Annotated in this window: 24 protein-coding genes; 7 read left to right on the top strand and 17 right to left on the bottom strand. The window is 66.3% G+C overall.

Going from position 1 to position 20,762, the window contains the following annotated elements; genetic code table 11:
* The first annotated feature begins 5 nt into the window (after positions 1-5).
* Positions 6-983 (top strand): protein translocase subunit SecF, encoded by a 978-nt coding sequence (gene secF / locus DRB87_RS04335; protein ID WP_130025002.1) that lies wholly within the window; start codon positions 6-8, stop codon positions 981-983.
* Positions 984-1,001: 18 nt separating this feature from the next.
* Here the strand turns inward: secF and DRB87_RS04330 are convergent, their stop codons facing one another.
* Together DRB87_RS04330 and purB are read right to left on the bottom strand one after the other, a co-directional pair.
* Positions 1,002-1,190: a hypothetical protein gene (locus tag DRB87_RS04330; protein WP_130025001.1), complete on the bottom strand. Its 189-nt coding sequence runs from the start codon at positions 1,188-1,190 to the stop codon at positions 1,002-1,004.
* A 28-nt stretch (positions 1,191-1,218) separates the two neighbouring features.
* Entirely contained in the window at positions 1,219-2,592 is a 1,374-nt protein-coding gene (purB, locus tag DRB87_RS04325; RefSeq protein ID WP_130025000.1) for an adenylosuccinate lyase, read from the bottom strand.
* Between the two features lie 223 nt (positions 2,593-2,815).
* Between purB and DRB87_RS04320 the strand changes: the two genes are divergently transcribed.
* The gene (locus DRB87_RS04320; RefSeq protein WP_130024999.1) at positions 2,816-3,427 is read left to right on the top strand and encodes a glutathione S-transferase family protein; all 612 of its coding nucleotides are present in this window, start codon (positions 2,816-2,818) and stop codon (positions 3,425-3,427) included.
* 340 nt (positions 3,428-3,767) lie between these two features.
* Here DRB87_RS04320 and DRB87_RS23400 read toward each other — a convergent pair whose 3' ends face one another.
* The 13 genes from DRB87_RS23400 to DRB87_RS04255 form a co-directional block, all read right to left on the bottom strand.
* On the bottom strand, positions 3,768-4,466 hold the full coding sequence (locus DRB87_RS23400) for a lytic transglycosylase domain-containing protein (protein WP_240756176.1): 699 nt from the start codon (positions 4,464-4,466) through the stop codon (positions 3,768-3,770).
* 37 nt (positions 4,467-4,503) lie between these two features.
* Entirely contained in the window at positions 4,504-5,613 is a 1,110-nt protein-coding gene (locus DRB87_RS04310; protein WP_240756175.1) for an EscU/YscU/HrcU family type III secretion system export apparatus switch protein, read from the bottom strand.
* Positions 5,614-5,620: 7 nt separating this feature from the next.
* Entirely contained in the window at positions 5,621-6,463 is an 843-nt protein-coding gene (gene sctT / locus DRB87_RS04305) for a type III secretion system export apparatus subunit SctT (RefSeq protein ID WP_130024998.1), read from the bottom strand.
* Positions 6,464-6,468: 5 nt separating this feature from the next.
* A complete protein-coding gene (gene sctS / locus DRB87_RS04300) occupies positions 6,469-6,735 on the bottom strand; it encodes a type III secretion system export apparatus subunit SctS (protein WP_017233091.1) in 267 nt (88 codons plus the stop codon).
* Between the two features lie 19 nt (positions 6,736-6,754).
* Complete coding sequence (gene sctR / locus DRB87_RS04295) at positions 6,755-7,405, bottom strand: type III secretion system export apparatus subunit SctR (RefSeq protein ID WP_130024997.1); 651 nt, start codon at positions 7,403-7,405, stop codon at positions 6,755-6,757.
* A 48-nt stretch (positions 7,406-7,453) separates the two neighbouring features.
* A complete protein-coding gene (locus DRB87_RS04290; RefSeq protein WP_130024996.1) occupies positions 7,454-7,672 on the bottom strand; it encodes a hypothetical protein in 219 nt (72 codons plus the stop codon).
* 71 nt (positions 7,673-7,743) lie between these two features.
* On the bottom strand, positions 7,744-8,622 hold the full coding sequence (locus DRB87_RS04285; RefSeq protein ID WP_130024995.1) for a hypothetical protein: 879 nt from the start codon (positions 8,620-8,622) through the stop codon (positions 7,744-7,746).
* Positions 8,612-9,058, bottom strand: a complete 447-nt coding sequence (locus DRB87_RS04280) for a hypothetical protein (protein WP_130024994.1) — start codon at positions 9,056-9,058, stop codon at positions 8,612-8,614. The genes DRB87_RS04285 and DRB87_RS04280 overlap by 11 nt, the downstream gene beginning before the upstream one ends.
* 118 nt (positions 9,059-9,176) lie before the next feature.
* Positions 9,177-9,587, bottom strand: a complete 411-nt coding sequence (locus DRB87_RS04275) for a hypothetical protein (RefSeq protein ID WP_130024993.1) — start codon at positions 9,585-9,587, stop codon at positions 9,177-9,179.
* A complete protein-coding gene (locus DRB87_RS04270) occupies positions 9,563-10,927 on the bottom strand; it encodes a FliI/YscN family ATPase (protein WP_130024992.1) in 1,365 nt (454 codons plus the stop codon). Before DRB87_RS04270 ends, DRB87_RS04275 begins: the two co-directional genes overlap by 25 nt.
* A gap of 1 nt (position 10,928) precedes the next feature.
* Complete coding sequence (gene sctV / locus DRB87_RS04265) at positions 10,929-13,004, bottom strand: type III secretion system export apparatus subunit SctV (RefSeq protein WP_130024991.1); 2,076 nt, start codon at positions 13,002-13,004, stop codon at positions 10,929-10,931.
* Positions 13,001-13,390, bottom strand: a complete 390-nt coding sequence (locus tag DRB87_RS04260; protein WP_130024990.1) for a hypothetical protein — start codon at positions 13,388-13,390, stop codon at positions 13,001-13,003. The genes sctV and DRB87_RS04260 overlap by 4 nt, the downstream gene beginning before the upstream one ends.
* Positions 13,391-13,546: 156 nt before the next feature.
* Positions 13,547-14,206, bottom strand: a complete 660-nt coding sequence (locus DRB87_RS04255) for a two component system response regulator (RefSeq protein ID WP_130024989.1) — start codon at positions 14,204-14,206, stop codon at positions 13,547-13,549.
* 313 nt (positions 14,207-14,519) lie between these two features.
* Here DRB87_RS04255 and DRB87_RS04250 point away from each other — a divergent pair, with 313 nt between their 5' ends.
* The 5 genes from DRB87_RS04250 to DRB87_RS04230 all read left to right on the top strand — a co-directional run bounded on the left by DRB87_RS04250 (position 14,520) and on the right by DRB87_RS04230 (position 18,823).
* Entirely contained in the window at positions 14,520-15,047 is a 528-nt protein-coding gene (locus DRB87_RS04250; protein WP_130024988.1) for a hypothetical protein, read from the top strand.
* A 2-nt stretch (positions 15,048-15,049) separates the two neighbouring features.
* Positions 15,050-16,666: an EscC/YscC/HrcC family type III secretion system outer membrane ring protein gene (locus DRB87_RS04245; protein ID WP_130024987.1), complete on the top strand. Its 1,617-nt coding sequence runs from the start codon at positions 15,050-15,052 to the stop codon at positions 16,664-16,666.
* Complete coding sequence (gene sctD / locus DRB87_RS04240; RefSeq protein WP_130024986.1) at positions 16,663-17,994, top strand: type III secretion system inner membrane ring subunit SctD; 1,332 nt, start codon at positions 16,663-16,665, stop codon at positions 17,992-17,994. Before DRB87_RS04245 ends, sctD begins: the two co-directional genes overlap by 4 nt.
* Positions 17,969-18,208 carry an EscE/YscE/SsaE family type III secretion system needle protein co-chaperone gene (locus tag DRB87_RS04235; RefSeq protein WP_165385232.1) on the top strand — a complete coding sequence of 80 codons (240 nt, stop codon included), beginning with the start codon at positions 17,969-17,971 and terminating at the stop codon, positions 18,206-18,208. The genes sctD and DRB87_RS04235 overlap by 26 nt, the downstream gene beginning before the upstream one ends.
* A 201-nt stretch (positions 18,209-18,409) precedes the next feature.
* The gene (locus DRB87_RS04230; RefSeq protein WP_130024984.1) at positions 18,410-18,823 is read left to right on the top strand and encodes a hypothetical protein; all 414 of its coding nucleotides are present in this window, start codon (positions 18,410-18,412) and stop codon (positions 18,821-18,823) included.
* 81 nt (positions 18,824-18,904) lie between these two features.
* Here DRB87_RS04230 and DRB87_RS04225 read toward each other — a convergent pair whose 3' ends face one another.
* Together DRB87_RS04225 and DRB87_RS04220 are read right to left on the bottom strand one after the other, a co-directional pair.
* Positions 18,905-20,041, bottom strand: a complete 1,137-nt coding sequence (locus tag DRB87_RS04225) for a TyeA family type III secretion system gatekeeper subunit (RefSeq protein WP_130024983.1) — start codon at positions 20,039-20,041, stop codon at positions 18,905-18,907.
* A complete protein-coding gene (locus DRB87_RS04220; protein ID WP_240756174.1) occupies positions 20,034-20,723 on the bottom strand; it encodes a hypothetical protein in 690 nt (229 codons plus the stop codon). Before DRB87_RS04220 ends, DRB87_RS04225 begins: the two co-directional genes overlap by 8 nt.
* Positions 20,724-20,762 lie beyond the last annotated feature (39 nt).

Below are 20,762 nucleotides of genomic sequence, written 5' to 3'. Positions count from 1 at the left end.
CAGTCATGGAATTTTTCCGCATCAAGAAAGACGTGCCGTTCATGCGGCACGCCCTGATCTTCAACATCATCTCGGCGCTCACGTTCGTGGCGGCGGTGTTCTTCCTGCTCACGCGGGGCCTGCACATGTCGATCGAGTTCACCGGCGGCACGGTCATGGAAGTGGCCTACTCGCAGGCGGCCGATCTCGAGAAGATCCGTGGCGAAGTCGGCAAGCTGGGCTATCGCGACGTGCAGGTGCAGAGCTTCGGCACCTCGCGCGACGTGATGATCCGCCTGCCGATCCAGAACGGTTCTGACGGCAAGCAGGTCACCAGTGCACAGCAAAGCGACGCCGTGATGTCCGCCCTGAAGGCCGACGCCCCCGATGTGCAATTGCGTCGCGTGGAATTCGTCGGTCCGCAGATCGGCCACGAGTTGTTCACGGATGGCCTGCTGGCGCTGACCTTCGTGGTCATCGGCATCATCATCTACCTGTCCTTCCGCTTCGAATGGAAGTTCGCGGTGGCCGGCGTGATCGCCAACCTGCACGACGTGGTGATCATTCTGGGCTTCTTCGCCTACTTCCAGTGGGAGTTCTCGCTGGCGGTGCTGGCGGGCGTGCTGGCCGTGCTCGGCTACTCGGTGAACGAATCGGTCGTGATCTTCGACCGGATTCGCGAGACGTTCCGCAAGATGCGCAAGGCGACGGTGCGCGAGGTGATCGACCACGCCATCACAACGACCATGTCGCGTACGATCATCACGCACGCGAGCACGGAAATGATGGTGCTGTCGATGTTCTTCTTCGGTGGACAGACGCTGCACTATTTCGCGCTCGCCCTGACCGTGGGTATTCTGTTCGGTATCTACTCGTCGGTGTTCGTGGCCGCGGCCATTGCGATGTGGCTCGGCGTGAAGCGTGAAGACCTCATCAAGCACAGCAACAAGGATGGTGAAGAAGGCGTCGATCGCAACGACCCGAACTTCGGCGCCCGAGTCTGACCGACTCACTGCGCTGCGTCAGGAAGACCGCCGGCATGTCCGGCGGTTTTTTTTCGCGTGTGCGGCGCGCGAACGCCGTGCCCCGGTCGCCTTGGCCTTGGCCATCTCGGTGCGCATTGCCATGACCGCCCCGCCCTCCTCGCCGTGATCGATGCGGTCGTCACCATGCAAAACGGGCCGCAGATGCGGCCCGACTTGTTGCTTCATTGAAGCGGTGGAGGCGTGCTGGACGCGCTCAGACCCGTTTGGCGAGCGATTCGGCGATACCGATGTAGTTCGCCGGCGTCATTTGCAGCAGACGCGCCTTCGCATCTTCCGGAATGGCCAGTTGCTTGATGAAGTCCTGCAACGCTTCGCGCGTGATGCCCTTGCCGCGCGTCAGCTCCTTGAGCTGCTCGTACGGGTTGGGAATGCCGAAGCGGCGCATCACGGTCTGTACCGGCTCGGCCAGCACTTCCCACGTGTTGTCGAGATCGTCGTTCAGACGCTGCGGATTGACTTCGAGCTTGTCCAGGCCCCGCTTGCACGAATCGTACGCCAGCAGACTATAGCCGAACGCCACGCCGATGTTACGCAGCACGGTCGAGTCGGTCAGGTCTCGCTGCCAGCGCGACACCGGCAGCTTGTCGGCCAGATGGCGCAGCACGGCGTTCGCCAGACCGAGGTTGCCTTCCGAATTCTCGAAATCGATCGGGTTGACCTTGTGCGGCATGGTCGACGAACCGATCTCGCCGGCCTTGGTCTTCTGCTTGAAGTAGCCGACCGAGATGTAACCCCAGATATCGCGGTTCAGGTCGAGCAGGATGGTGTTGGCACGCGCAACGGCGTCGAACAGCTCGGCCATGTAATCGTGCGGCTCGATCTGGATCGTGTACGGGTTGAACGTCAGGCCCAGGCGCTGCTCGATCACGGCCTTCGAGAAGGCTTCCCAATCGTAGTCCGGGTAGGCCGAGAGGTGGGCGTTGTAGTTACCGACCGCACCGTTCATTTTGGCGAGCAACTCGACGCGGCGAACGCGCTCCAGCGCGCGGGCCAGTCGTACGGCCACGTTCGCGAGTTCCTTGCCAAGCGTGGTCGGCGACGCCGGTTGACCGTGCGTGCGCGAGAGCATCGGCTGAGCGGCATGTTCGCGTGCCAGCTCGCCAAGCTTGGCGACCAGCGATTCGAGCGCGGGCACGACGACCTTGTCGCGCGCGCCCTTGATCATCAAGCCGTGCGAGGTGTTGTTGATATCTTCCGACGTGCAGGCGAAGTGGATGAATTCGCTCGCCTTTTCGAGTTCCGCCTGGCCCTGCACCTTCTCCTTGAGCCAATACTCGACAGCCTTCACGTCGTGGTTCGTGACCTTCTCGATGTCCTTGATGCGCTGCGCATCGGCGTTCGAGAACTGGGTGGCCAGGCTCAGCAGGAACGTCTCCGCTTCGGCCGAGAACGGGGCGATTTCGGCGAAACCGGCCTTGGACAGGGCGATCAGCCAATGGATCTCGACCGTCACGCGGTGGCGCATGAACGCCGCTTCGGACAGCCACGGACGCAGGGCGTCGGTCTTGCTGGCATAACGGCCGTCGAGCGGAGAAAGCGCGGTCAATGGGGAGAATTCGTCGGACATGGCACTGGGCACCGAAAAAGAAAATCGGGGGAGCCGGCGAGCCGCCAACTCGGAAAGGCCAGCATTTTACCATTCTCGGCCTCGCCCATCCCGGGACGAATCGATTTCACCGCAATTCGGGCAGGGCTCGCCCCGTGCTGCGGCATACGCAACACGCATGCGCGACAGCCCGGAGCCCACGTTATACTCTCCCCCGCCCTACCGCGATTTATCAAGGATTCACATGAAGTTGATCGGTGCCCTCGCCAGTCCCTACGTTCGCAAGGTCCGCATTGTGCTGGCCGAGAAGAAGCTCGACTACAAGCTCGAGCTGGAGAACGTGTGGGCCGACGACACGCGCATCCAGCAGTCCAACCCGCTGGGCAAAGTGCCGTGTCTGGTCATGGAGGACGGCGAAGCCGTGTTCGACTCGCGCGTGATCTGCGAGTACCTCGATACGCTCTCTCCGGTGGGCAAGCTCATCCCCCCTTCTGGCCGCGAACGCGCCGAAGTGCGCTGCTGGGAGGCCCTCGCCGATGGCGTGACGGACGCCGCCGTGCAGATTCGCGTCGAGGCGATGTTCCACGACGAAGCCTCGCGCTCGCAGGCGCTCATCGACCGCCAGCGCAGCAAGATCGACGAAGCGCTGCGAGCAATGGCGCTTGGACTCGACGAACGTCAGTGGTGCGCGAGCAACCGCCTCACGCTGGCCGATGTGGCCGTCGTCTGTGCGCTCGGCTACCTCGATTTCCGGTTTCCGGAGATCGCCTGGCGCGACGCACACCCCAATCTGGCCGATCACTTCGAACGCATGTCTGCGCGCCCCTCGGTCATCGACACCGCCCCCACGCGCTAGTCCTATCCGCCGACCGCAGGGCCAGCGCCTCGCGCCTGCCCGCGCGCGGGCAAGACGACCGCTGGCCGGTCGCGTCCGCGGCTGTCGGAGGCTTGCGCCGACGGGCTGCGTGTCAGCAGCGCCCCCACCCCTCGCAGCAAACGCCAGGCGCGTTCCCTCGCGGCCTCGTCCGAGGGCGTATCGCCGCGCTCCCGAGCCGGCGTTGTCGTGGCGGGCGCCGTGGTATCGGGCTTCGTATCGACAAGGATGGCGGCAGGCTGGATGGGCTGGATGGGTGGCAACGGTCGCGAGGGTACCGCTGGCACCGGACCCGCGTCACGTAGCCGAGCGTATCCGGCCATCACCTTGCGCACGTAATTCTGCGTCTCCGGGAACGGCGGGATCTGACGCCCGTAACGCAGCACCGCACCCTCCCCGCGTTGTAGGCCGCCAATGCCAGCGTCAGGTCACCGTCGAAGCGCGCCAGCAGCCAGCGGACGTAGGACGCCCCAGCGCGTACATTCTCCGCGGGGTCTTCGAGACGTCGCACGCCGAAGCGCTCGCCAGTGCGCGGCAGCACCTGCATCAACCCGATCGCCCCCCGCACGGACACCGCCTGCGGATCATATCCCGATTCAGTGTCGATAATGGCGTGCAGCAGCGCCGCATCAACTGACGCCACTTGCGCCGCGCGTTGCACCAACGCGTCGAAGGGCAGCGCGGGGTCGGCAGACGTCGGTGCGTCCGTGTCGCGGGAGGTGGCGACGACAGACATCGGTGCCGCCGTGTCGCGGGAGGTGGCGATGATCGACGTCGGTGCGTCCGCGTCGCCGGGGCTGGCGACGACAGGCGCTTGCGCGGGCCGCGCCAACACGTCTGCCATGGCCCGCGGCACGGGCACCACGAGCTGCGCGTCAGCCACTCGCGGGTGACGCGGCAGCAGTCCCCCGTCCATCGCCCATACGGACACCGACGGCCCCATCATGCTCAACACGCTGAGCACGCCTCCCGCGAGCCGTGCGCGCCACCCGCACAAGTCCCGAACCCGGCGCCCACTCATACGCCGTCTCCCGAAGCCGAGCGCGTGGGCGCGTCCTTCATGCCGCCTGCGACGCAGCCGTCCTGCGGCATTGCATCGGCGTGCGGCGCGGCGTTCGCCGCTTGCACCTCATAAGGCAGGTCGAGCGCGAGCCGCAGAATCGCGGCCACTGCGTCGAACAGATCGGGGGAATCGGTGCGTCGATCTCGACGTCGTCCATCAGGCGGCGCGCCACGGGCACGTGCTCGACTATCGGCACGCCTTCGCGCTCGGCGAGCCGGACGATGGTCCGCGCACGTTCGTTGCGGCCCTTCTCGATCACCATCGGCACGGCCGTCTCGCCGGGAACGTAGCGCAGACAAATCGCGATACGGGTCGGGTTGCGCACCACGGCCGTCGACCGCTTCACGTTGTCCGACAGACTGCCGCTTTCGATCGTTTCCCGATGAATGTCGCGCCGCTTGTTCTTGATCTCCCGGTTGCCCTCGACCTCCTTGGATTCCCGCTTGATCTCGTCGTGGGACATCATCAATTGCTTGCGAAGCTGATACTTCTGATACGCGAAGTCGAGCCCGCCGAACACTACGTACGCGATAACCAACACCGCCATCAGCCAGAACATCAACCGCACCGTGAGGGCAAGACCGCACGACGGCCCGCACTGCGGCAGCGCGGCGAGCGACGGCGTGTACTGCCGGATGAGATAGAAAAAGACCACGGCCAGCACCGCCACCTTGACGAGCGACTTGCCGAATTCGAAGAGCGACTGCATCGAGAACAGTTGCTTGGCCTTGGCGACGGGATCGATCCGTTCATACTTGGGACGAACGCTCTCGGGCGCCACGAGCATGCCGACCTGTAACACCATCGCCAGCCAGGTCGTCACGATCAACAGCACGGCAAGACCGCCCACGAAACGCACGAAGAGCAGCAGCGAAGGTCCGAGCATGCCGCGTACGGCGTCGTCCACCGGATCGTTGAGCACCCCTAACATGCGCGCGACGAGCGCTTGCAGCGCGTCGTAAAGCGCTGGCCCTTCGAACGTCAACCACGCCAGCACCACACCGAGTTGCATGCACACGGCAAGATCGGCGCTCTTCGCAACGCGCCCCTTCTTGCGCTCGTCTTCGATCTTCTTGGGGGTGGGCGGCTGGCTCTTTTCGCTCATGTCGGCCTCAGGATGCAGGCAGCGCCAGCGCGGCCCAGGCGCGAAACACGTCGGGCAGCCGATACCAGCCCTGCAGCGGCACGGCGATGGCAAACGGCAGACTGGCCACCGTCACCAGCAGCGCCATCGCGCTCTTCACCGGCATGGCGAGAAAAAAAACGTTGAGCTGTTGCGCGGCCCGGTTGATGAAGCCCATCGACATATCGACCAGCACCATCACGACCATCGCCGGCAGCGCCACCGCCACGCACATCACCTGCATCGCTTGCCAGAGCGCGAGCAGCCAGGCCACGCTGTCGTCATGCCATCGCCACGGCTGCCCCACCGGCAGCGCGGCGTAGGAGTCATATAACGCGGTGAGCAAGGCCTGCGCCGCCGGGGTGACAAAGAACAGCACGCAAAGCATCTGAGTGAGCGCGATGCCGAAGATCGACGACTGCGCCCCCATCAATGGATTGAGCACGCTCGCCATGGACGCGCCGCGCATCGTGTCGATCACGTACCCCGTCATGTCGACGGCCCAGAACGGCAGCGCGGCGGCAAAGCCGAGCAGGCCGCCGATGCACAACTCGCGCAGCACCAGCATGCCCCATGCGCCCCAATGCGACGGCATTTCCGGGCTAGCATGCACGAGCGACACCACCGGCAACGCCAGCGCCAGCACCAGCGCATTGCGCAACATGCCGGCGCCGAGCATGCCGACGGAGAACACCGGCAGCAGCATCGCAATGCCCAGCGGGCGCAGCATCGCCACGCCCCACGCCACCAACCAGCCGTACAGGTCGGCCCACAGCGGCGAGAGCAAGGTGTCGACGCCGGGCGCCATGCCCGGCACGAAGGAGGACGTCATGCCGCTCACCGCATCCGGCTGATCTGCTCGAACGCGTTACCCGCGTAATGCAGCAGCACATGGCCCATCCACGCATAGGTGGCGGCCAGCGTGACCGACACCGCGATGAGCTTGATGAGGAACTGCACGGTCTGATCCTGCACCTGCGTAAGCGCCTGCACCAGCGAGACCAGCACGCCGACCGCCGCCGCCACCACCACGGTGGGCAGCGACAGGAGGAGCGTGAGCCAGAGCATCTCGCTCGTGAGATTGACGACGATGGCTTCACTCATGGGTGCGCTCCGGGCCGCTTCATGCGTAGGAGAGCATCAACTGACGCACCAACTGCTCCCAACCGTTCATCATGACGAAGATCAGTAACTTGAACGGCAGTGCGATGGTCATGGGCGAGACCATCATCATGCCCATCGCGAGCAGGATGTTCGAGATCACCAGATCGATCACAACAAACGGCAGGTACAGCAGCAGCCCGATCTTGAACGCTTCGGCGAGTTGGCTCAGCGCGAACGCCGGCATCAGGACGAGCAGCGAGTCGCTGCCCAGGCGGCCGCGATGCGCCTCAGGCCAGGTATCTCGGCCGACGCTGGCGAAGAAGTCGCGTTGTCTCGCGTCGGTGTGACGGGTGAGAAATGCACGGTAGGGCGACAGGACGCTCGCATCGACATCGGCCACGAAATCCTTGGACGACAGCGATACCGGACGCGTCTCGAGATTGGCCTCGATGTCGAAGGCCACCGGCGCCATGATGAAGCAGGTGAGCACGAGCGATAAGCCGTAAATCGCGATGTTGGGCGGAATCTGCTGCGTGCCGAGCGCATTGCGCAACAGGGCGAACACGACCGCCAGCTTCAGAAACGCAGTCCCCAGCACCACCAGCAACGGCATGATCGAGAGCAGCGAAAGCAAGACGACGAGCTGCACCGGGTGGTCGAGCAGGGACATGCAAACTCCAATGAGCGTCGTTGACGACCGGGTTGGGTATCCGAGAGATTAGGTCGTCTCCGGATGCACGCCCATCCGGTCACGACCCGAAATATCGCCGGGAGAATCGCGCTCACCGGGCGTGTCGTGCTCGGTGAGCGCGACGTCGACCGACGCGTTCTCGACGGATGCACCGATCATGCTGTCGATGCACACCGCGAGTCGTCCGTCGTCGAAACGCAGCAAATGCCCGGCGGCCCACGGTGAGTCGTCACGCAGGAGCGTCATTCGATCGACCGACAGCGGGCAGGCGATTGCGTCGCTTTGGGCAATCGCGTCGTTGCCTGAACGCCAGGCCGTCAGCAACGGAATGGGAAAGTGCCTTTCTGCGACGAGGGCAGACAAACGCACGGTGGCTGCTTCCCGGCGCGCCCCGGCGGCCGTCGACAGCGTGTCGTCGGGGGGCTCGCGTTCGTGTCGTCGAGTTGCAGGACGCGCCGATCCAACGGCCGGCCGTCACGCATGGCCATGGCGCGGTCGCCGTCCACAAGCCAATACTCACCGCCTGCGATGTGAGCCGCCACGTCGAGGAGTACGGCGTCTCCCACCTGCACACGCTCGCATTGCGCGCTGGGCAAGGTCGCCCACCCCGCCACCAGCGCACATCGACGCGTCGGCAATCCCGACGGATCGAGCGCGGTGTCGCCTGGCGTCGCCCGTCGGCAGCGCTCACGCAGCCACGATGTCGCGCCGTCGAGATACATCAACGCCAACCGACGTCCCTCTCGCTGCAACACCACGCCCACACGCCACGCTGTCTCCACATCCGCGGACGCGAGGGCAGTCGCGCGCGGCCACGACCGGGTATCGCGGGTGGCGTCGGCCGCACCGACCGCCGCGTCGAGCGGCATATCGGCGCTCACGTCGCCCGTCGCCAGCGTGAGCGATGCCGCGCTGGCCCGCCACGCGGGCGGCAGCGCGTCCCACGACGGGACCGGCAGGTTCGGCGCGAGCCAGTCGCACCACTGCAGCGCGTCGCACCAGAAGCGCGTCTGGCCGACAACGCCTTCGTCGACGCGTGCCGTTACGATAAGACCTTCCCCTCCCGCACGTAGCCAGCCGACACGGACTTCGGTATCGCCTTCGACAAAAGCCACGCAGGCCACGCCCATGAGCGCCTCATCCAACGGCCCCGGCGTCGACGCCGCGATTAACTCGACGTCCGACTCAGGGGACATATCGAGCCTCGACTTCGATCGTGACGGACACCTTCAGGCGCGACGTCAGGGCGCGCTCGAGCCGCCCTCGATGCGCCAGCAACCGCCGGTACATCGTGAGCCGCACGCAGAGCAGACTCACCGTCACGCCCTGCCGTCCGCGGCGGGCTTCGACGACCAATGCATCGAGCGCACCACCATGCACCAACATGCGCAACGAACTGCCGCCGTCCCAGTTGGCATCCTGACGCACGTGCCAGACACGCAACCAACGCAGCACATCGGCGGGTCCGGACACGCACGCGGCCGGCTCGCATGCCAGGGTGAAGGTCCGTTCGTGACGGTCGCCGCTTGGCCTGCCATCGGGCGTTGCCGTGCCGCGCCGCTGCGACGACGAACGCTCGGACAAGCTGACGAACGCATCGGCCGACGGGCCGCTTCGGTGAATGGTACGCATCGTGAAGTCCTTTTGATGGCAATGGTGGTGAGCGCGTTTCGTTCGGCATAGGTGCGCAATCCCTTCGGCGCCGGGTCATGGCGTGAGACTGTTCCGTCTTCGGCGGTCCATTGCCCATTCACCGGCGGTAAAACGTCAGCAACTCCCGCAGTTTTTCCTGCTTGCGTGCATTCGCCTGCAGGCGCTCGCGTTGGTGACGCACTTCGGCGTCGACAAGCTTCGCGTGCGCGAGTGCGGCGCTGTGCCGGTTCCGCGCCTCGTCAAGGGCGGCTCGCTGCACTTCCACCGCACCCGGCGCGCCCGCGGCCTCGCGGGGCCCGTAGACTCCGCCGCGCGACAATGCGTCCTGCCACGCGCGACGTTGCGCGTCGCACGCGCGCTCGCACGCAACGACCGCCTCGTTGGCGTCGCGCGCCGCGGCCGTCATGCGGGCCAGTGCGGCACGCAGGCTGGCTTCGCGGCGCCGGGCGAGGGCCGCCAACGCCGCCAGGCCCTCGTCGTCCTTCAGTTCGCGAGATGTTCGAGCCATGCGCGCGTGTCGTCGAATGGCGCCACGTCGTGCTGCGCCTGACAAAGAAAGGCACGGATGTCCGGCGCGCGCGCGAGCGCGTCGTCGGTCTCCGGATCGTTGCCCGGCTGATATTCGCCAACGCGTACCAGCAACTCGACCTGCGCCGCCAGCGCCATCGCGCGCCTGACACGCGCCGCCGCATCGACATGCGGCGCGTCGGTCACCGCCGCCATCACCCGCGAGAGGCTCCTCGCGACGTCGATGGCGGGATAGTGATTTTCCTGCGCGAGACGCCGCGACAGCACGATGTGACCGTCGACGATCGAACGCACCTCGTCGGCGAGCGGCTCATCCAGGTTGTCGCCTTCCACGAGCACCGTATAAAACGCGGTGATGCTGCCCCGCACGCCGGTCCCCGCGCGCTCCAGCAACCGGGGCAGACGCGCATAGAAGCTCGGTGGCAACCCGCTCGTCGCCCCAAGCGGCTCTCCCGCCGCCATCCCGATATCGCGCACGGCGCGCCCGAAGCGCGTCAGGGAATCCATGAGCAACAGCACGTCTTTGCCGTCGTCGCGAAACGCCTCCGCAATGGCCGTCGCGGTGTAGGCTGCCTTCATCCGTTCAAGCGCGGGACGATCGGATGTCGCGACGACGCAGACAGTCCGTGCACGCGCCTCGGGGGTGAGGGCCGTCTCGAGAAATTCGCGCACCTCACGCCCGCGCTCGCCGATCAGCGCCACGACGATCACATCGGCCTGCGCACCCTGGCACATCATCGCCAGCAGCGTGCTCTTGCCGCCCCCCGCCGCCGCAAAGATGCCGAGTCGCTGGCCGCGACCGCAGGTGAGCATGCCGTCGATCGCGCGAATGCCGATGGGCAGGCATGTGGACACGAGCGCGCGCGTCATCGCGGGCGGCGGCGCTGTGTCGAGTGAACGCCATGCCACGCCGGACCTCGGCGCCTCGTCGGCCGCCGTCGCGGAGGCCAACGGCCGCCCGAGGCCATCGAGCACCGCGCCGATCAGGTGATCGCCGACGGCCACGCGCGACGACGTTCCCAGCGCCTGCACCAGCGCGCCATTGGCCACGCCGTTCGGCTCGGCATACGGCGCCAGCCAGACATGCCGCCCCTCGACCGCAATCACCTCGGCGTCGAGCGACGGCGAGACCACGCGGCATTGCTCACCGAGCGCCGCGCCCGGCAATCGGGCACGCATCGCATTCGGGGTGATCTTGTCGATACGCCCGTAGCGCGCTTCACCGCCGGACATCCGCCGCCACTCGTCACACGCCTCGCGCCGCGCGTCGAGCGTTCGACGAAGCCCATGGGCGATGCGTGCGGCGTCCGGGCGACGCATCTCAGTAGGTTCCCTGCACGTCGATCGTGCCCAGCACCCGCACATGCGGCTCGTCGGCCACTTCCTGAAACGACAACACCGCCAGATCGGCGCGTTCGCGCTCGACGAGCTTGCGCAGAAAGCGTCGAACGTCCATGGCGGTGAACAGTACCGCTGGCGTGCCGTCATGCGTGGTTAGTGCGCCATCGATGGCGTTCAGAATCGCGTCGGTCTGCGCGGGATTCAGATCGGCATAGGACCCCGACGCCGTCTGCCGCACGGCGGCCCGCACGGTGTCCTCGATGCCGCGGCCCACGTTCCATCCGGTGATATGTTCGGCGCCCCGTCGAAAGCGCCGGGTGATGTGACGTCGCAGACTGAGCCGCACGTACTCGGTCAACATGATCTGATCGCGCTCGCGCGGGGCCCATTCGATCAGGGCCTCGAACACGCGCCGCAGGTCACGAATCGACACGCCCTCGGCGACCAGTCGCTGCAGCACCTCCGCCGTCCGGCTGATCGGCAATTGGCGTTGCAGCTCCTTGACGAGTTCGCCGTAGCGATCCTCCATCGCATCCATCAGGAAACGCGCTTCCTGCACACCGAGGAAGTCGGCGGCATGCGCGTCGATGACCAGCGACACGCAGTGCGCCACACGATCCGCGCCCACGATCACAGTGCCGCCTCGCGTCTGCCACGCCTGGCGTTGCGCATCGTCCAGCCAAAAAAGGATCTGCCCGCCGAACGGCAACGGCATCTCGCGCGGCGCACCGGCGTCAAGGCTGCGCAGCGCGGGGATCGGATGCGCCGCGTCGTGCTGCGCCAATGCGGCGTCAGGGGCCATATCAATCGTCATCACGCTCTCGTGATAGAGCTGAATATCCAGCGTCTCGCCCGGCAGGCCGGCGTCGACGACCACCTGCACCTCGGGCATTGGCACGCCGAACTGCTCGAACTTCTGATCACGCAGGGCATCGATGCGCGCGGCGAGCACCGCAGTGCCGCCCGCTGCCTCGGCCAACGCGGCCCCCACCCGCGCCTGCAGCGGCTGCGCGCCCGGGCGTCCCGGTTTCGCTTGCGCGCCGCCGGCTTCGCCCTGCGCGCCGTCCTTGTCCCCTTGGCCCTCGCCCTCTCTGCGTTTCACCCACCACGCGGCGGTCCCCGCCAGCGCCGCGAGCAGGAGGAAATAGTGCATCGGGAAGCCGGGGATCAGACCGAAGAGCACGAGCACCACGGCCGCCAACGTCAGCGAGCGCGGCTGTGCGGCAAGCTGATCGGTGAGTTCGCGCGCCAGGTTGCGACGTTGCTCGCCAGGCACCCGCGTCACGATGATGCCCGCCGTCACGGAAATGAGCAGCGCCGGAATCTGCGACACCAGCCCGTCGCCGATGGAGAGAATCGCGTAGATCGCCGCCGCATCGCCCGCACTCATGCCGCGCATGAAAACGCCCACCCCGATGCCGCCCAGCAAGTTCACCACGATGATGACGAGCCCGGCGATGGCATCCCCCTTGACGAACTTCATCGCGCCATCCATCGCGCCGTAGAACTGGCTCTCCTTCTGCACGACGCGGCGCAGGCGCTTGGCCTCGGCGGCGTCGATCGTGCCCGCACGCAAATCGCCGTCGATGCTCATCTGCTTGCCGGGCATGCCATCGAGCGAAAACCGGGCGCCGACTTCGGCCACGCGCTCCGAGCCTTTCGTGATGACGATGAAGTTGACGACAGTGATAATCAGAAACACGATCATGCCGACGACAATGTTCCCGCCTGCGGCGAAATCGCCGAACGTGTAGACGATGTCGCCCGCGTCGGCGCGCAGCAAAATCAGGCGGCTGGTGCTGATCGTGAGCCCCAGCCGAAACAGCGTGGTCATCAGCAGTACGGACGGGAACGCCGAGAAATCGAGCGGCTCGTTGATATAGAGCGCCACCATCAGCAGCAACAGCGACAGGCCCAGATTGAGCGCGATGAGCAGATCCATCACCGACGGCGGCATCGGGATGATGATCATCAGCACCGTGACGAGCAGCAGCGCGGCCAGCACGATGTCCTGCCGGCCGGCAGCGACGCGAAGCCAGGGCAGCAGGCGCGTCACGGGCAAATCTCCTGCTGCTGCCGGGCATCGATCCGCGCCAACAGGCGCCGCATGCGGCCGAGGCAATCAAACCATTCGACGGCCTGTGAGTTGCCGCTCGCCGGCGGCGTGGCGATCAACATCGGGCGCCCCTGCGCCACACATGCCCGCACGGGAATGCCGAGACTCCACTCCGGCGCGCAGGTTTGCAGCAACATGGGCAGCCACCGCTGCGCGCGGGCGGCGCGATCGATCAGCGTCAACACCAACGTCACGCCCTGCGCATCGACCTCGATCATCAGCACGCAGGGTGCGAGCACCACGCGCATGCGAGGGGCCACACGTTGCGGCGGTAGCGCCAGCAATTCGAAGAGCTGCTCGAGCTTGCGTTGAGTCTGGGTGTCCATCGGCGATCTTGCGTTGGGAACGTGCTGGCGGCGCACGCGCGGCTCGGAGGGCGCTCAGGTAGCGGCAGCGGGCATGGTCGCGCATCCACGGCCGAGGGGGCTATCCGGCGCATACCTGAATTTCGCGGCGGGCGTTCCGACGAGGGGCCGCCATCGTCACAGCATCATGCGTAGTCGATGTGCCCAATTCACGATATCTGCCACGTTGTGTGCGTCGAGCTTGCGCATCATGTTCAGCCGGTGGGTCTCGACCGTCTTCACACTGATCGACAACAGTTGCGCGATGTCGCGATTGCGTTGCCCTTCCGCGACCAGCTTGAGCACCTGCCGCTCACGCAGCGTCAGCAGCCGTTCGGGCATCTCGAACGCGCATGGGCGGGGCACGTGGCGCGCGCCCGCCGGATCGTGTATGCCACCGAACACGGCCGGATCGACGAAACGCTCGCCACGTATGACCTGATACGACGCGTGGATCAACGTCGCGCGGGCGCTGCTTTTGAGGACGTAAGCCGCCGCCCCGGCTTCCAGCGCCTGGCGCGCCCGCTCGCTGTCGTTGCTGGCCGAGTTGACGACGATGCGCAGGTCGGGCCAGCGCTGGGCGCATTGGCGGATCACGTCCACGCCGTCCATGCCGGGCAGGCCCAGATCCAGCATCATCAGGGTCGGTCGATGCACCACGCAGGCCCGGTAGACATCGAGCCCGTTGACGACCCGGGCAAGCACGCGCCAACCGAGATCGTGCTCGATCAGACAGCAGAGTCCGTCGGCCAGTAACTCGTGGTCTTCGACAACGACGACACCGATACACCCCGTCATTCGCAGCTCCTCGACAGTTGGTCATAAGCACTCACGCAAGCACTCATACGGATTTTTGTTCACTTTCTATCGACTTCGGGCCACTTGCGCGAATCTTGTGCCTTCGCCTGACGCCGGACGTGGGAAAGCCCCCAAACCGCGGCGCCCGAGCGTCACTTCAGGTCTGCGCCGGATTGTGCCGGCACCTCAGCGCTTGATAATGAGGAATCTTGTGCGCCGCCGTGTCGATCGACGGCGACCCGTGATGGCGTATGCCGCCGATGTCGCATGCGCTTCGTTCCCCGTGCCCGTGCACTGCCTCCTTCAGATACCTATGCGTTTGCCATTTGCGCTTGCCGCGCTCGACTGGATTACCCCGCGCGAAGTACAGGGTGCGCGCATTGCGCTCGACCTCGACGGCCAACGCGGCTGGACGTGTCGAGCCGACGGCGGCTACTGCGTCGCAACGGCACTGACACTGCCGTCGCACGCCCATATGCAAGTCCATCCCCATGCTCAGCCCCATGCGCAACCGCTCGCCGCCGCACTCGACGACGACCCGGCGCTCGCACGCTGGCTCTTGCGGCTCTGCCTCGTGCTGGCCGGTCAGCCGGCGTTGCGCGACGACAGCCTGTGCGTTGCGAACGACGTCCTCTGGTGGGTCCACCGCTTCGATGCCGGCGAACCGGCCGCACGCGTGGAAGCGCAGCTTCGTCGCCAACTGCTGGCCTGCATGATGGTGACGTCTCAGGGCACGCGCGCCGACGCGGTGCCACCTGCATCATTCACGCCCCACGCGTCCGGTCGTCCCGCCGGGGCGGCAGACGCCAGCCGCCGTCTTCACGCGCTGCGCCGCTGCTGACCATGCCGCCTTCCTTCACTTCGCGCACCGTCGCCCTGCTTGCCGGGAGCCTGTGCGTCACGCTGGCCACCGCGTCGTTTGCCGCGCCCCTCACGGAGCATGCGTCCCGGGTCTCACCGGGCACGCCGGTCTGGCGCGGCGGCCCGTTCGTCTTCCAGAGCGCAGGCACGCCTCTCGCGGAGTTGTTGCGCGACTTCGGGGCGCACCACGGCATTCCGACCGTTGTGAGTCCGCACGTCGCCGATCGCTTCATCGGCACGCTACCTGCGGGTGCCGCTCAGGCGACCCTCGATGCCCTATCGGAACGTTATCGGCTTTCGTGGTACTTCAACGGCCAGACGCTGAACGTCTATAAATCCAGCGAGGCAACGCGGCGCGTCATGTCCGTGCGTTACGCCTCGCCCAGCGACTTGCTCGGGCACCTGCGCAATGCCGGTGTGCTGCACCCGCGGCACTGCGTGGCGCGGGCGATTCCGGCCACCCACGCCCTTGAAATCGCCGGCGTTCCCGCCTGCATCGAGACGGTTGCCATGCTCGCAGACCACCTCGAACGCGACGCCCGCGATCAGCAGGAAAGCGAAGAGACCATCAAGATATTTCCCCTGAAATTCGCGACGGCCGACGACACGAGGTACTTTTATCGCGGGCAGGAAGTCGTCGTGCCGGGCGTTGTCAGCGTACTGAAGGATTTGATTCTCGGCGCCGGTCCGCTCGGTGCCACTGCGGCGGCGTTTGCCTCGCCGGGCGCGTCGGCCGGCGCCGGCCTTGACGCCCGCCTTCCCGTCGCCGCCGGCTCGCGCTCCGGCACGCCGCGCTTTTCCGCCGATCCGCGTCGCAATGCGGTCATCGTGCGTGAGCGGCGACGCAATCTGCCGATCTACGGCGACCTGATCGCGCAACTCGACATCCGGCCTCGCCTGGTCGACATCTCGGTGGCGATCATCGACGTCAACGCCAGCGACATCGCCGAACTTGGCGTCGACTTCTCCGGCAGCGCCCGGCTGGGCGGCTTTGGCGCCGTGTCGCTGAACTCGCAGACACAGAATGGGGACACCGGTACGTTCACGACTTTGGTCGGCGACACCAACAAGTTCATGGTCAATTTGAGCGCGCTGGAGCGAAACTCCAAGGCGCGCGTACTATCCCGCCCATCCATCGTCACGCTCGACAATATGCAGGCCGTGCTCGATCGCAGCGTGACGTTCTATACCAAGGTCTCAGGCGAGAAGGTCGCCAAACTGGAGAGCGTGACGTCGGGATCGCTATTGCGTGTCACGCCGCGACTCGTTCCCCAGGAAGGCGATGGTCGCGAGCAGGTGATGCTCACCCTCAATATCGAAGACGGCGGCGAAGTGCGCAGCGAACGCAACAGCCGCAACGAGGTCCCGACGATCCGCAACTCCTCGATTTCGACGCATGCCACGCTCCAGGCGGGACAAAGCCTGCTGCTCGGCGGCTTCGTGCAAGACGCGCAGCACGAGCAGGAGCGCAAGATTCCCCTGCTGGGGGATCTGCCGCTCATCGGCCGTCTGTTCAGTTCGACGAGCAACCGGAGCGACAGTGTCATGCGTCTGTTTCTGATCAAGGCCGAGCCGGCGGCCGACCTGCCGAGCGCATGAGCATGCTCACGCTCACGCTGCTCGACGGCCCCCTCGCCGGACGACCCATGCCGCTACCGCCGGGCACACTCACGATCGGCGACAGTGATTCCGATATCGCGATGACGCTCGAACATGGCGCACAGATCGCGCTGGGCGTCGACGACGATGGCGTTCGGCTGCTCACGCCGGCGCCGGTCTGGGTCGACGGCATGCCCGTCGCCGCGTCGGATGATCGCGCGGCCGACACGCTCAGGCTCCCGCTGCATACCGCGATCGATCTTGCTGGCCTCGGCATCTGGCTTGGCGACGGTAGCGAAAGCGCGCCCGTGCCCATGCCAAAACGTCCGGAGCGGCGTCCCGAGCACGCGGCATCGCCTCGCATGACCCTCGCGCCCGAAGCCCCCCAAGCGGCCGAAGCCCCTGCGCGGCGCGCTCGCGCCCCGACCGCCTGGATCGCCGTCACGGGACTATCGTTACTGATCGCGGCGGCGGGCGTCGCGATCTGGCGCACGGGCACCGCCAACGTCATCGCCGCGCCGCCACCGCCCGACGCGCTCAAAGCGCTCGCGGCACGCGTCGCGCCCGGCGTCGTGCTGGATCACAGCGACAATGGGGTACGTCTGTCCGGCGGCTGCATCGACGACGACGCGCTTGCACGACTGCGCGCCGAGGCGCGTTGGCTGGGCAAAGCGTTGAGCGACGAGACCTGGTGCCCCGCGAATTCCATACAGACGGTGCGCACGTTGCTACGGTTGCACGGCTTCGGTACCGCACAGGTGAGCGTCACGCCGGACGGCGAAGTGCTCATCGGTGCGCCGACGGTCGCCGACGCCCGCTGGCGGTCAGCCGCCAACGCGCTCGATGCATTGGCGCTGCCGCATGGCTGGCGCGTGGCAGAAGGCACGGCCAACAGCTTCGAGCGGCTGTTGAAGACGCTACGCGACGCCGGCCAGTTGCGCGGCATCGATATCGCCCGCGACCGCAATGGATGGCGGCTTACCGGGGCACTGACCGTGGGACGCCAGGCGTCGTTGAAGGGCATCGTCGACACATGGAACACCGGTGACAACGCGATGCCGGTGCGCATCGAGCCGCTGCCGCCCCAGATCCCGACGCTGGCTGAAACGGGCTTTTCCGCGCCGCTCGTGAGCATAGGCGGTTCGCCCAACGCGCCGCAGATCACCCTCGCCGACGGCACGCGTCTGGCGCAAGGGGCGCGCCTGCCCGGCGGCACACGCGTAATCGCGATTCATACGGGCGGCGTGTCGATCGGCTCGCATGACCGGCTTTTCTACTTACCCCTGTCTCCGGAGACGCTGCATGACGATTCGCCTGACCCAGCTTGAAGACCGCCTCGCCGCCGCGCCCGAGGCTGTCGCGCGCGACATCGGCACACAGCTCGATGTCGCGCGCCAGACGCTGCAACAGGCGCTGCACGCGCCGCTTGCGCCCGCACAGCACGCGCTTGCGCAATCACAGATGCAAGCGGTGCGCGCCGCCGAGGTGATTCTCGAGGGCGTCGCGCGGCGGTACGCCACGTCTTACGGGTCATCGTCATGACGACGGGAGCGACGGTGGGCGTCGACCGATGCTCGCGTGTGCGCAGAAGCGACAACCCAGCTCGCGCGACCAAAGTCTGCGCGACCCAATCGTGGGAACCTTCGGCATCGCGCGCCCCGCGCGAGCGGTTTTCGTCACCGCGTTGTCGCAGGACGCTGGCACGGGGCGCGTCGTCGATTTCTTCCACTCTCCACGCATATCATGCCAAGTTACGACCTAGCGAAAACTCTCGTCGAAGCGCTGAAGTTGATCGGCTGCGACCCGGGCAAGATTGATGCCGTCGACAATCACTCGCCCATCGAGCTGACGTTTACCGCCTCGCCCAGCATCATCGTGGAAACCTTGAAAAACCAGGCGTGCAGTATTCACGCCGTCGTGGCCACCGACGAAGCCGCGCGTCTGCATCGTGCCAACAGTGAGCGGCTTCTGCAATTTCTCATTGAGCCGGCCGAATGGGCCGTCACCGGGCACGTGCAGTTGCGCGAACGCGACCGTCGTCTGATTCTTCACGCGCAGGTGACGGACGAAGCCGCCGCTGAGCCCGAGCCGTTCGCGCAAGCGCTCACCGATTTCTATGACCGTATCAAGCTCTGCCGGGAGCACCTGCGCGCCTGAGCGCAGCCGGCACCCTTTGGCGCATCCGTTGTGCGCCAGTCCATCCCCCGATCCTCGCGTTCCCACTTCCCCACTTCCCCACTACCCCCCGGTCACCTCTCCCTCGTGGGCGATCTCCGCGCGCCAGCCATCCAGTGCTTCGCCGAGCGTCTCGCGTTGTGTCTCGTCGCGAAAGCAACCGTCATGTGCCGACTGCACCAGCCGAGTCAATTCGCGCGCAAACGCGTAGCGCGCGTCGATCGTCACCATGCCTAGATAGGCCGCGCGTTGCGCAAGCCATTCCACGCCCACCCACGGCTGATCCAGTAACGTGAGCATCTCCGAGATCATCGTGTCCGTCTCGAACGCGCGAGCGCCTGCGGCGCGCAATGTTTGCGCCGCCTGCTCGCACGCCGACTCCAGCGTGAGAAACAGCACTACACGACGAAGATCGTCGATGACGGCGGCCAGACGCGGGAGTTCCGCACCGGCCTCTCGCGCGCCCAATTCCAACCCCAGCGCCTGCATCAGCGCGCGCAACCGCGCACGACGCTGCGCAAAGCGCCGGCATTCGTCGAACCATTGCGTCAACGAGCGCTGCGATCCTTGTGACTGACGGAACAGCGACTTGAGTTGTTGCAACAGCGCCATGCCTGGGTTTTGCCCGCTACCGCATTCCAGCGCCGCGAAGGCCTCGATCGCCCACGTCTCGGACGACGTCAGTTCGTCCAGCGTCCGGCGCAAGCGGCTGCGCGTTGCGCTGTCCAGCCCGCCTTCGGCCAACCAGGCCGCAACGACCAATGCCGCATGCCCGGCCGACAGGTGGGCCTGGCGAATCAGTTGATGGGGGTCGGGAACGAACGGAAGATCGCGCAACTGCCCTCGCAGTCGCTCGAATTGCGCCGCGTTCACGCGCGCAAACCGATGCATCTGCTGCTCGAACAAGGCGCGCGCACGCTGCTTGTCGTCGCGCACATCGCGATCGCTCGTCCTGCGGAATCGCACCCCGAGGGCGAAGCTGAGATTCTCTTGAGATTCGGCGACCGCCGCCTCTTCGTTCTGTGAGATGGTCGCTTCGATAAGCGCGATATGTCCCGGCATGTCGGCAGGCAACCCTCGCGCCGCGCTTGCCTCACCATCCAGCGGCAGCCATTCGTCCGCCACACGGCGCTCAACGGCCTTGTTTTCCTGGGGTGCCCGACCCGCCGATGGACCGGACGATGGCAAGCGCTCAACCATCAGCGATCTCCAGATCGGGACTCGCGTTCAGGCGCTCGAGGACTGCCGCGAGATCCGCGTCGAGATCCAGGCACACCGTCACCCATTCGCTTTCGATGCGGGCCTGCCGGCCAACCAGCGTGGCATCCGCCGTGCAGGCCAGCACAATATCGGCCGCTCGCAAGGCATCGGCCACGCCGTCGCGAAGGGCGGGCGGCACTCGCAGCACGAGCGCTCCCTCGCGCACCAGCGCGGGTAAAGCGAGTGCGACGCGTTGCGCGAAGCGCTCACCGACATCGAGCGGGGAGACGAAATTCGACAGCGCGGCGCTCAGGGCGTCTGTCACGCGACGCTCCAGCGAGCGAGCGATGTCGCGCTCGAGCGACGCCTCGTCGACCAGCCATGCAACGGCCTGCGCCACGGCGTCACGGCGGGCCGCTTCCGCAAGCGCCGCCGCCTCCTGTCGGGCCTGCTCGCGCGCCGCGTCCCGCCACGCGTCGCGCAGCGCCTGCGCATCGATACGTGCCTGCTCGCGGTCAGCCAGCGCGGCGTCACGCTCGGTCTTTGCCTGCGCCATCCAGCGAGCCCGCAGACTTGCCTGTTCGCGCAGCCCCTCGAGTGCCTGGCGGGAAATCACCGGCCCCGCAGGCGCGGGGCCATCCATCGCTTCGATGGCCGTCAAGGCGAAGTCGACGACATACATAGCATCTTCTCCAGCGCTGCAAACCGCAGCCAGATGTCC

Origin of the sequence: Pandoraea sp. XY-2, assembly GCF_004193915.1 — a bacterium.
GTDB classification, from domain to species: Bacteria; Pseudomonadota; Gammaproteobacteria; order Burkholderiales; family Burkholderiaceae; genus Pandoraea; species Pandoraea cepalis.
This window is presented reverse-complemented; position numbering and strand designations above follow the sequence as displayed.

What these genes read in the sequence shown, in the direction of transcription:
- secF (WP_130025002.1), top strand. Translation starts at nt 6, where the DNA reads ATGGAATTTTTCCGCATCAAGAAAGACGTGCCGTTCATGCGGCACGCC.
- DRB87_RS04330 (WP_130025001.1), bottom strand. Translation starts at nt 1,190, where the DNA reads ATGAAGCAACAAGTCGGGCCGCATCTGCGGCCCGTTTTGCATGGTGAC.
- purB (WP_130025000.1), bottom strand. Translation starts at nt 2,592, where the DNA reads ATGTCCGACGAATTCTCCCCATTGACCGCGCTTTCTCCGCTCGACGGC.
- DRB87_RS04320 (WP_130024999.1), top strand. Translation starts at nt 2,816, where the DNA reads ATGAAGTTGATCGGTGCCCTCGCCAGTCCCTACGTTCGCAAGGTCCGC.
- DRB87_RS23400 (WP_240756176.1), bottom strand. Translation starts at nt 4,466, where the DNA reads ATGAGTGGGCGCCGGGTTCGGGACTTGTGCGGGTGGCGCGCACGGCTC.
- DRB87_RS04310 (WP_240756175.1), bottom strand. Translation starts at nt 5,613, where the DNA reads ATGAGCGAAAAGAGCCAGCCGCCCACCCCCAAGAAGATCGAAGACGAG.
- sctT (WP_130024998.1), bottom strand. Translation starts at nt 6,463, where the DNA reads ATGACGTCCTCCTTCGTGCCGGGCATGGCGCCCGGCGTCGACACCTTG.
- sctS (WP_017233091.1), bottom strand. Translation starts at nt 6,735, where the DNA reads ATGAGTGAAGCCATCGTCGTCAATCTCACGAGCGAGATGCTCTGGCTC.
- sctR (WP_130024997.1), bottom strand. Translation starts at nt 7,405, where the DNA reads ATGTCCCTGCTCGACCACCCGGTGCAGCTCGTCGTCTTGCTTTCGCTG.
- DRB87_RS04290 (WP_130024996.1), bottom strand. Translation starts at nt 7,672, where the DNA reads ATGACGCTCCTGCGTGACGACTCACCGTGGGCCGCCGGGCATTTGCTG.
- DRB87_RS04285 (WP_130024995.1), bottom strand. Translation starts at nt 8,622, where the DNA reads ATGTCCCCTGAGTCGGACGTCGAGTTAATCGCGGCGTCGACGCCGGGG.
- DRB87_RS04280 (WP_130024994.1), bottom strand. Translation starts at nt 9,058, where the DNA reads ATGCGTACCATTCACCGAAGCGGCCCGTCGGCCGATGCGTTCGTCAGC.
- DRB87_RS04275 (WP_130024993.1), bottom strand. Translation starts at nt 9,587, where the DNA reads ATGGCTCGAACATCTCGCGAACTGAAGGACGACGAGGGCCTGGCGGCG.
- DRB87_RS04270 (WP_130024992.1), bottom strand. Translation starts at nt 10,927, where the DNA reads ATGCGTCGCCCGGACGCCGCACGCATCGCCCATGGGCTTCGTCGAACG.
- DRB87_RS04260 (WP_130024990.1), bottom strand. Translation starts at nt 13,390, where the DNA reads ATGGACACCCAGACTCAACGCAAGCTCGAGCAGCTCTTCGAATTGCTG.
- DRB87_RS04255 (WP_130024989.1), bottom strand. Translation starts at nt 14,206, where the DNA reads ATGACGGGGTGTATCGGTGTCGTCGTTGTCGAAGACCACGAGTTACTG.
- DRB87_RS04250 (WP_130024988.1), top strand. Translation starts at nt 14,520, where the DNA reads ATGCGTTTGCCATTTGCGCTTGCCGCGCTCGACTGGATTACCCCGCGC.
- DRB87_RS04245 (WP_130024987.1), top strand. Translation starts at nt 15,050, where the DNA reads ATGCCGCCTTCCTTCACTTCGCGCACCGTCGCCCTGCTTGCCGGGAGC.
- sctD (WP_130024986.1), top strand. Translation starts at nt 16,663, where the DNA reads ATGAGCATGCTCACGCTCACGCTGCTCGACGGCCCCCTCGCCGGACGA.
- DRB87_RS04235 (WP_165385232.1), top strand. Translation starts at nt 17,969, where the DNA reads ATGACGATTCGCCTGACCCAGCTTGAAGACCGCCTCGCCGCCGCGCCC.
- DRB87_RS04230 (WP_130024984.1), top strand. Translation starts at nt 18,410, where the DNA reads ATGCCAAGTTACGACCTAGCGAAAACTCTCGTCGAAGCGCTGAAGTTG.
- DRB87_RS04225 (WP_130024983.1), bottom strand. Translation starts at nt 20,041, where the DNA reads ATGGTTGAGCGCTTGCCATCGTCCGGTCCATCGGCGGGTCGGGCACCC.
- DRB87_RS04220 (WP_240756174.1), bottom strand. Translation starts at nt 20,723, where the DNA reads ATGTATGTCGTCGACTTCGCCTTGACGGCCATCGAAGCGATGGATGGC.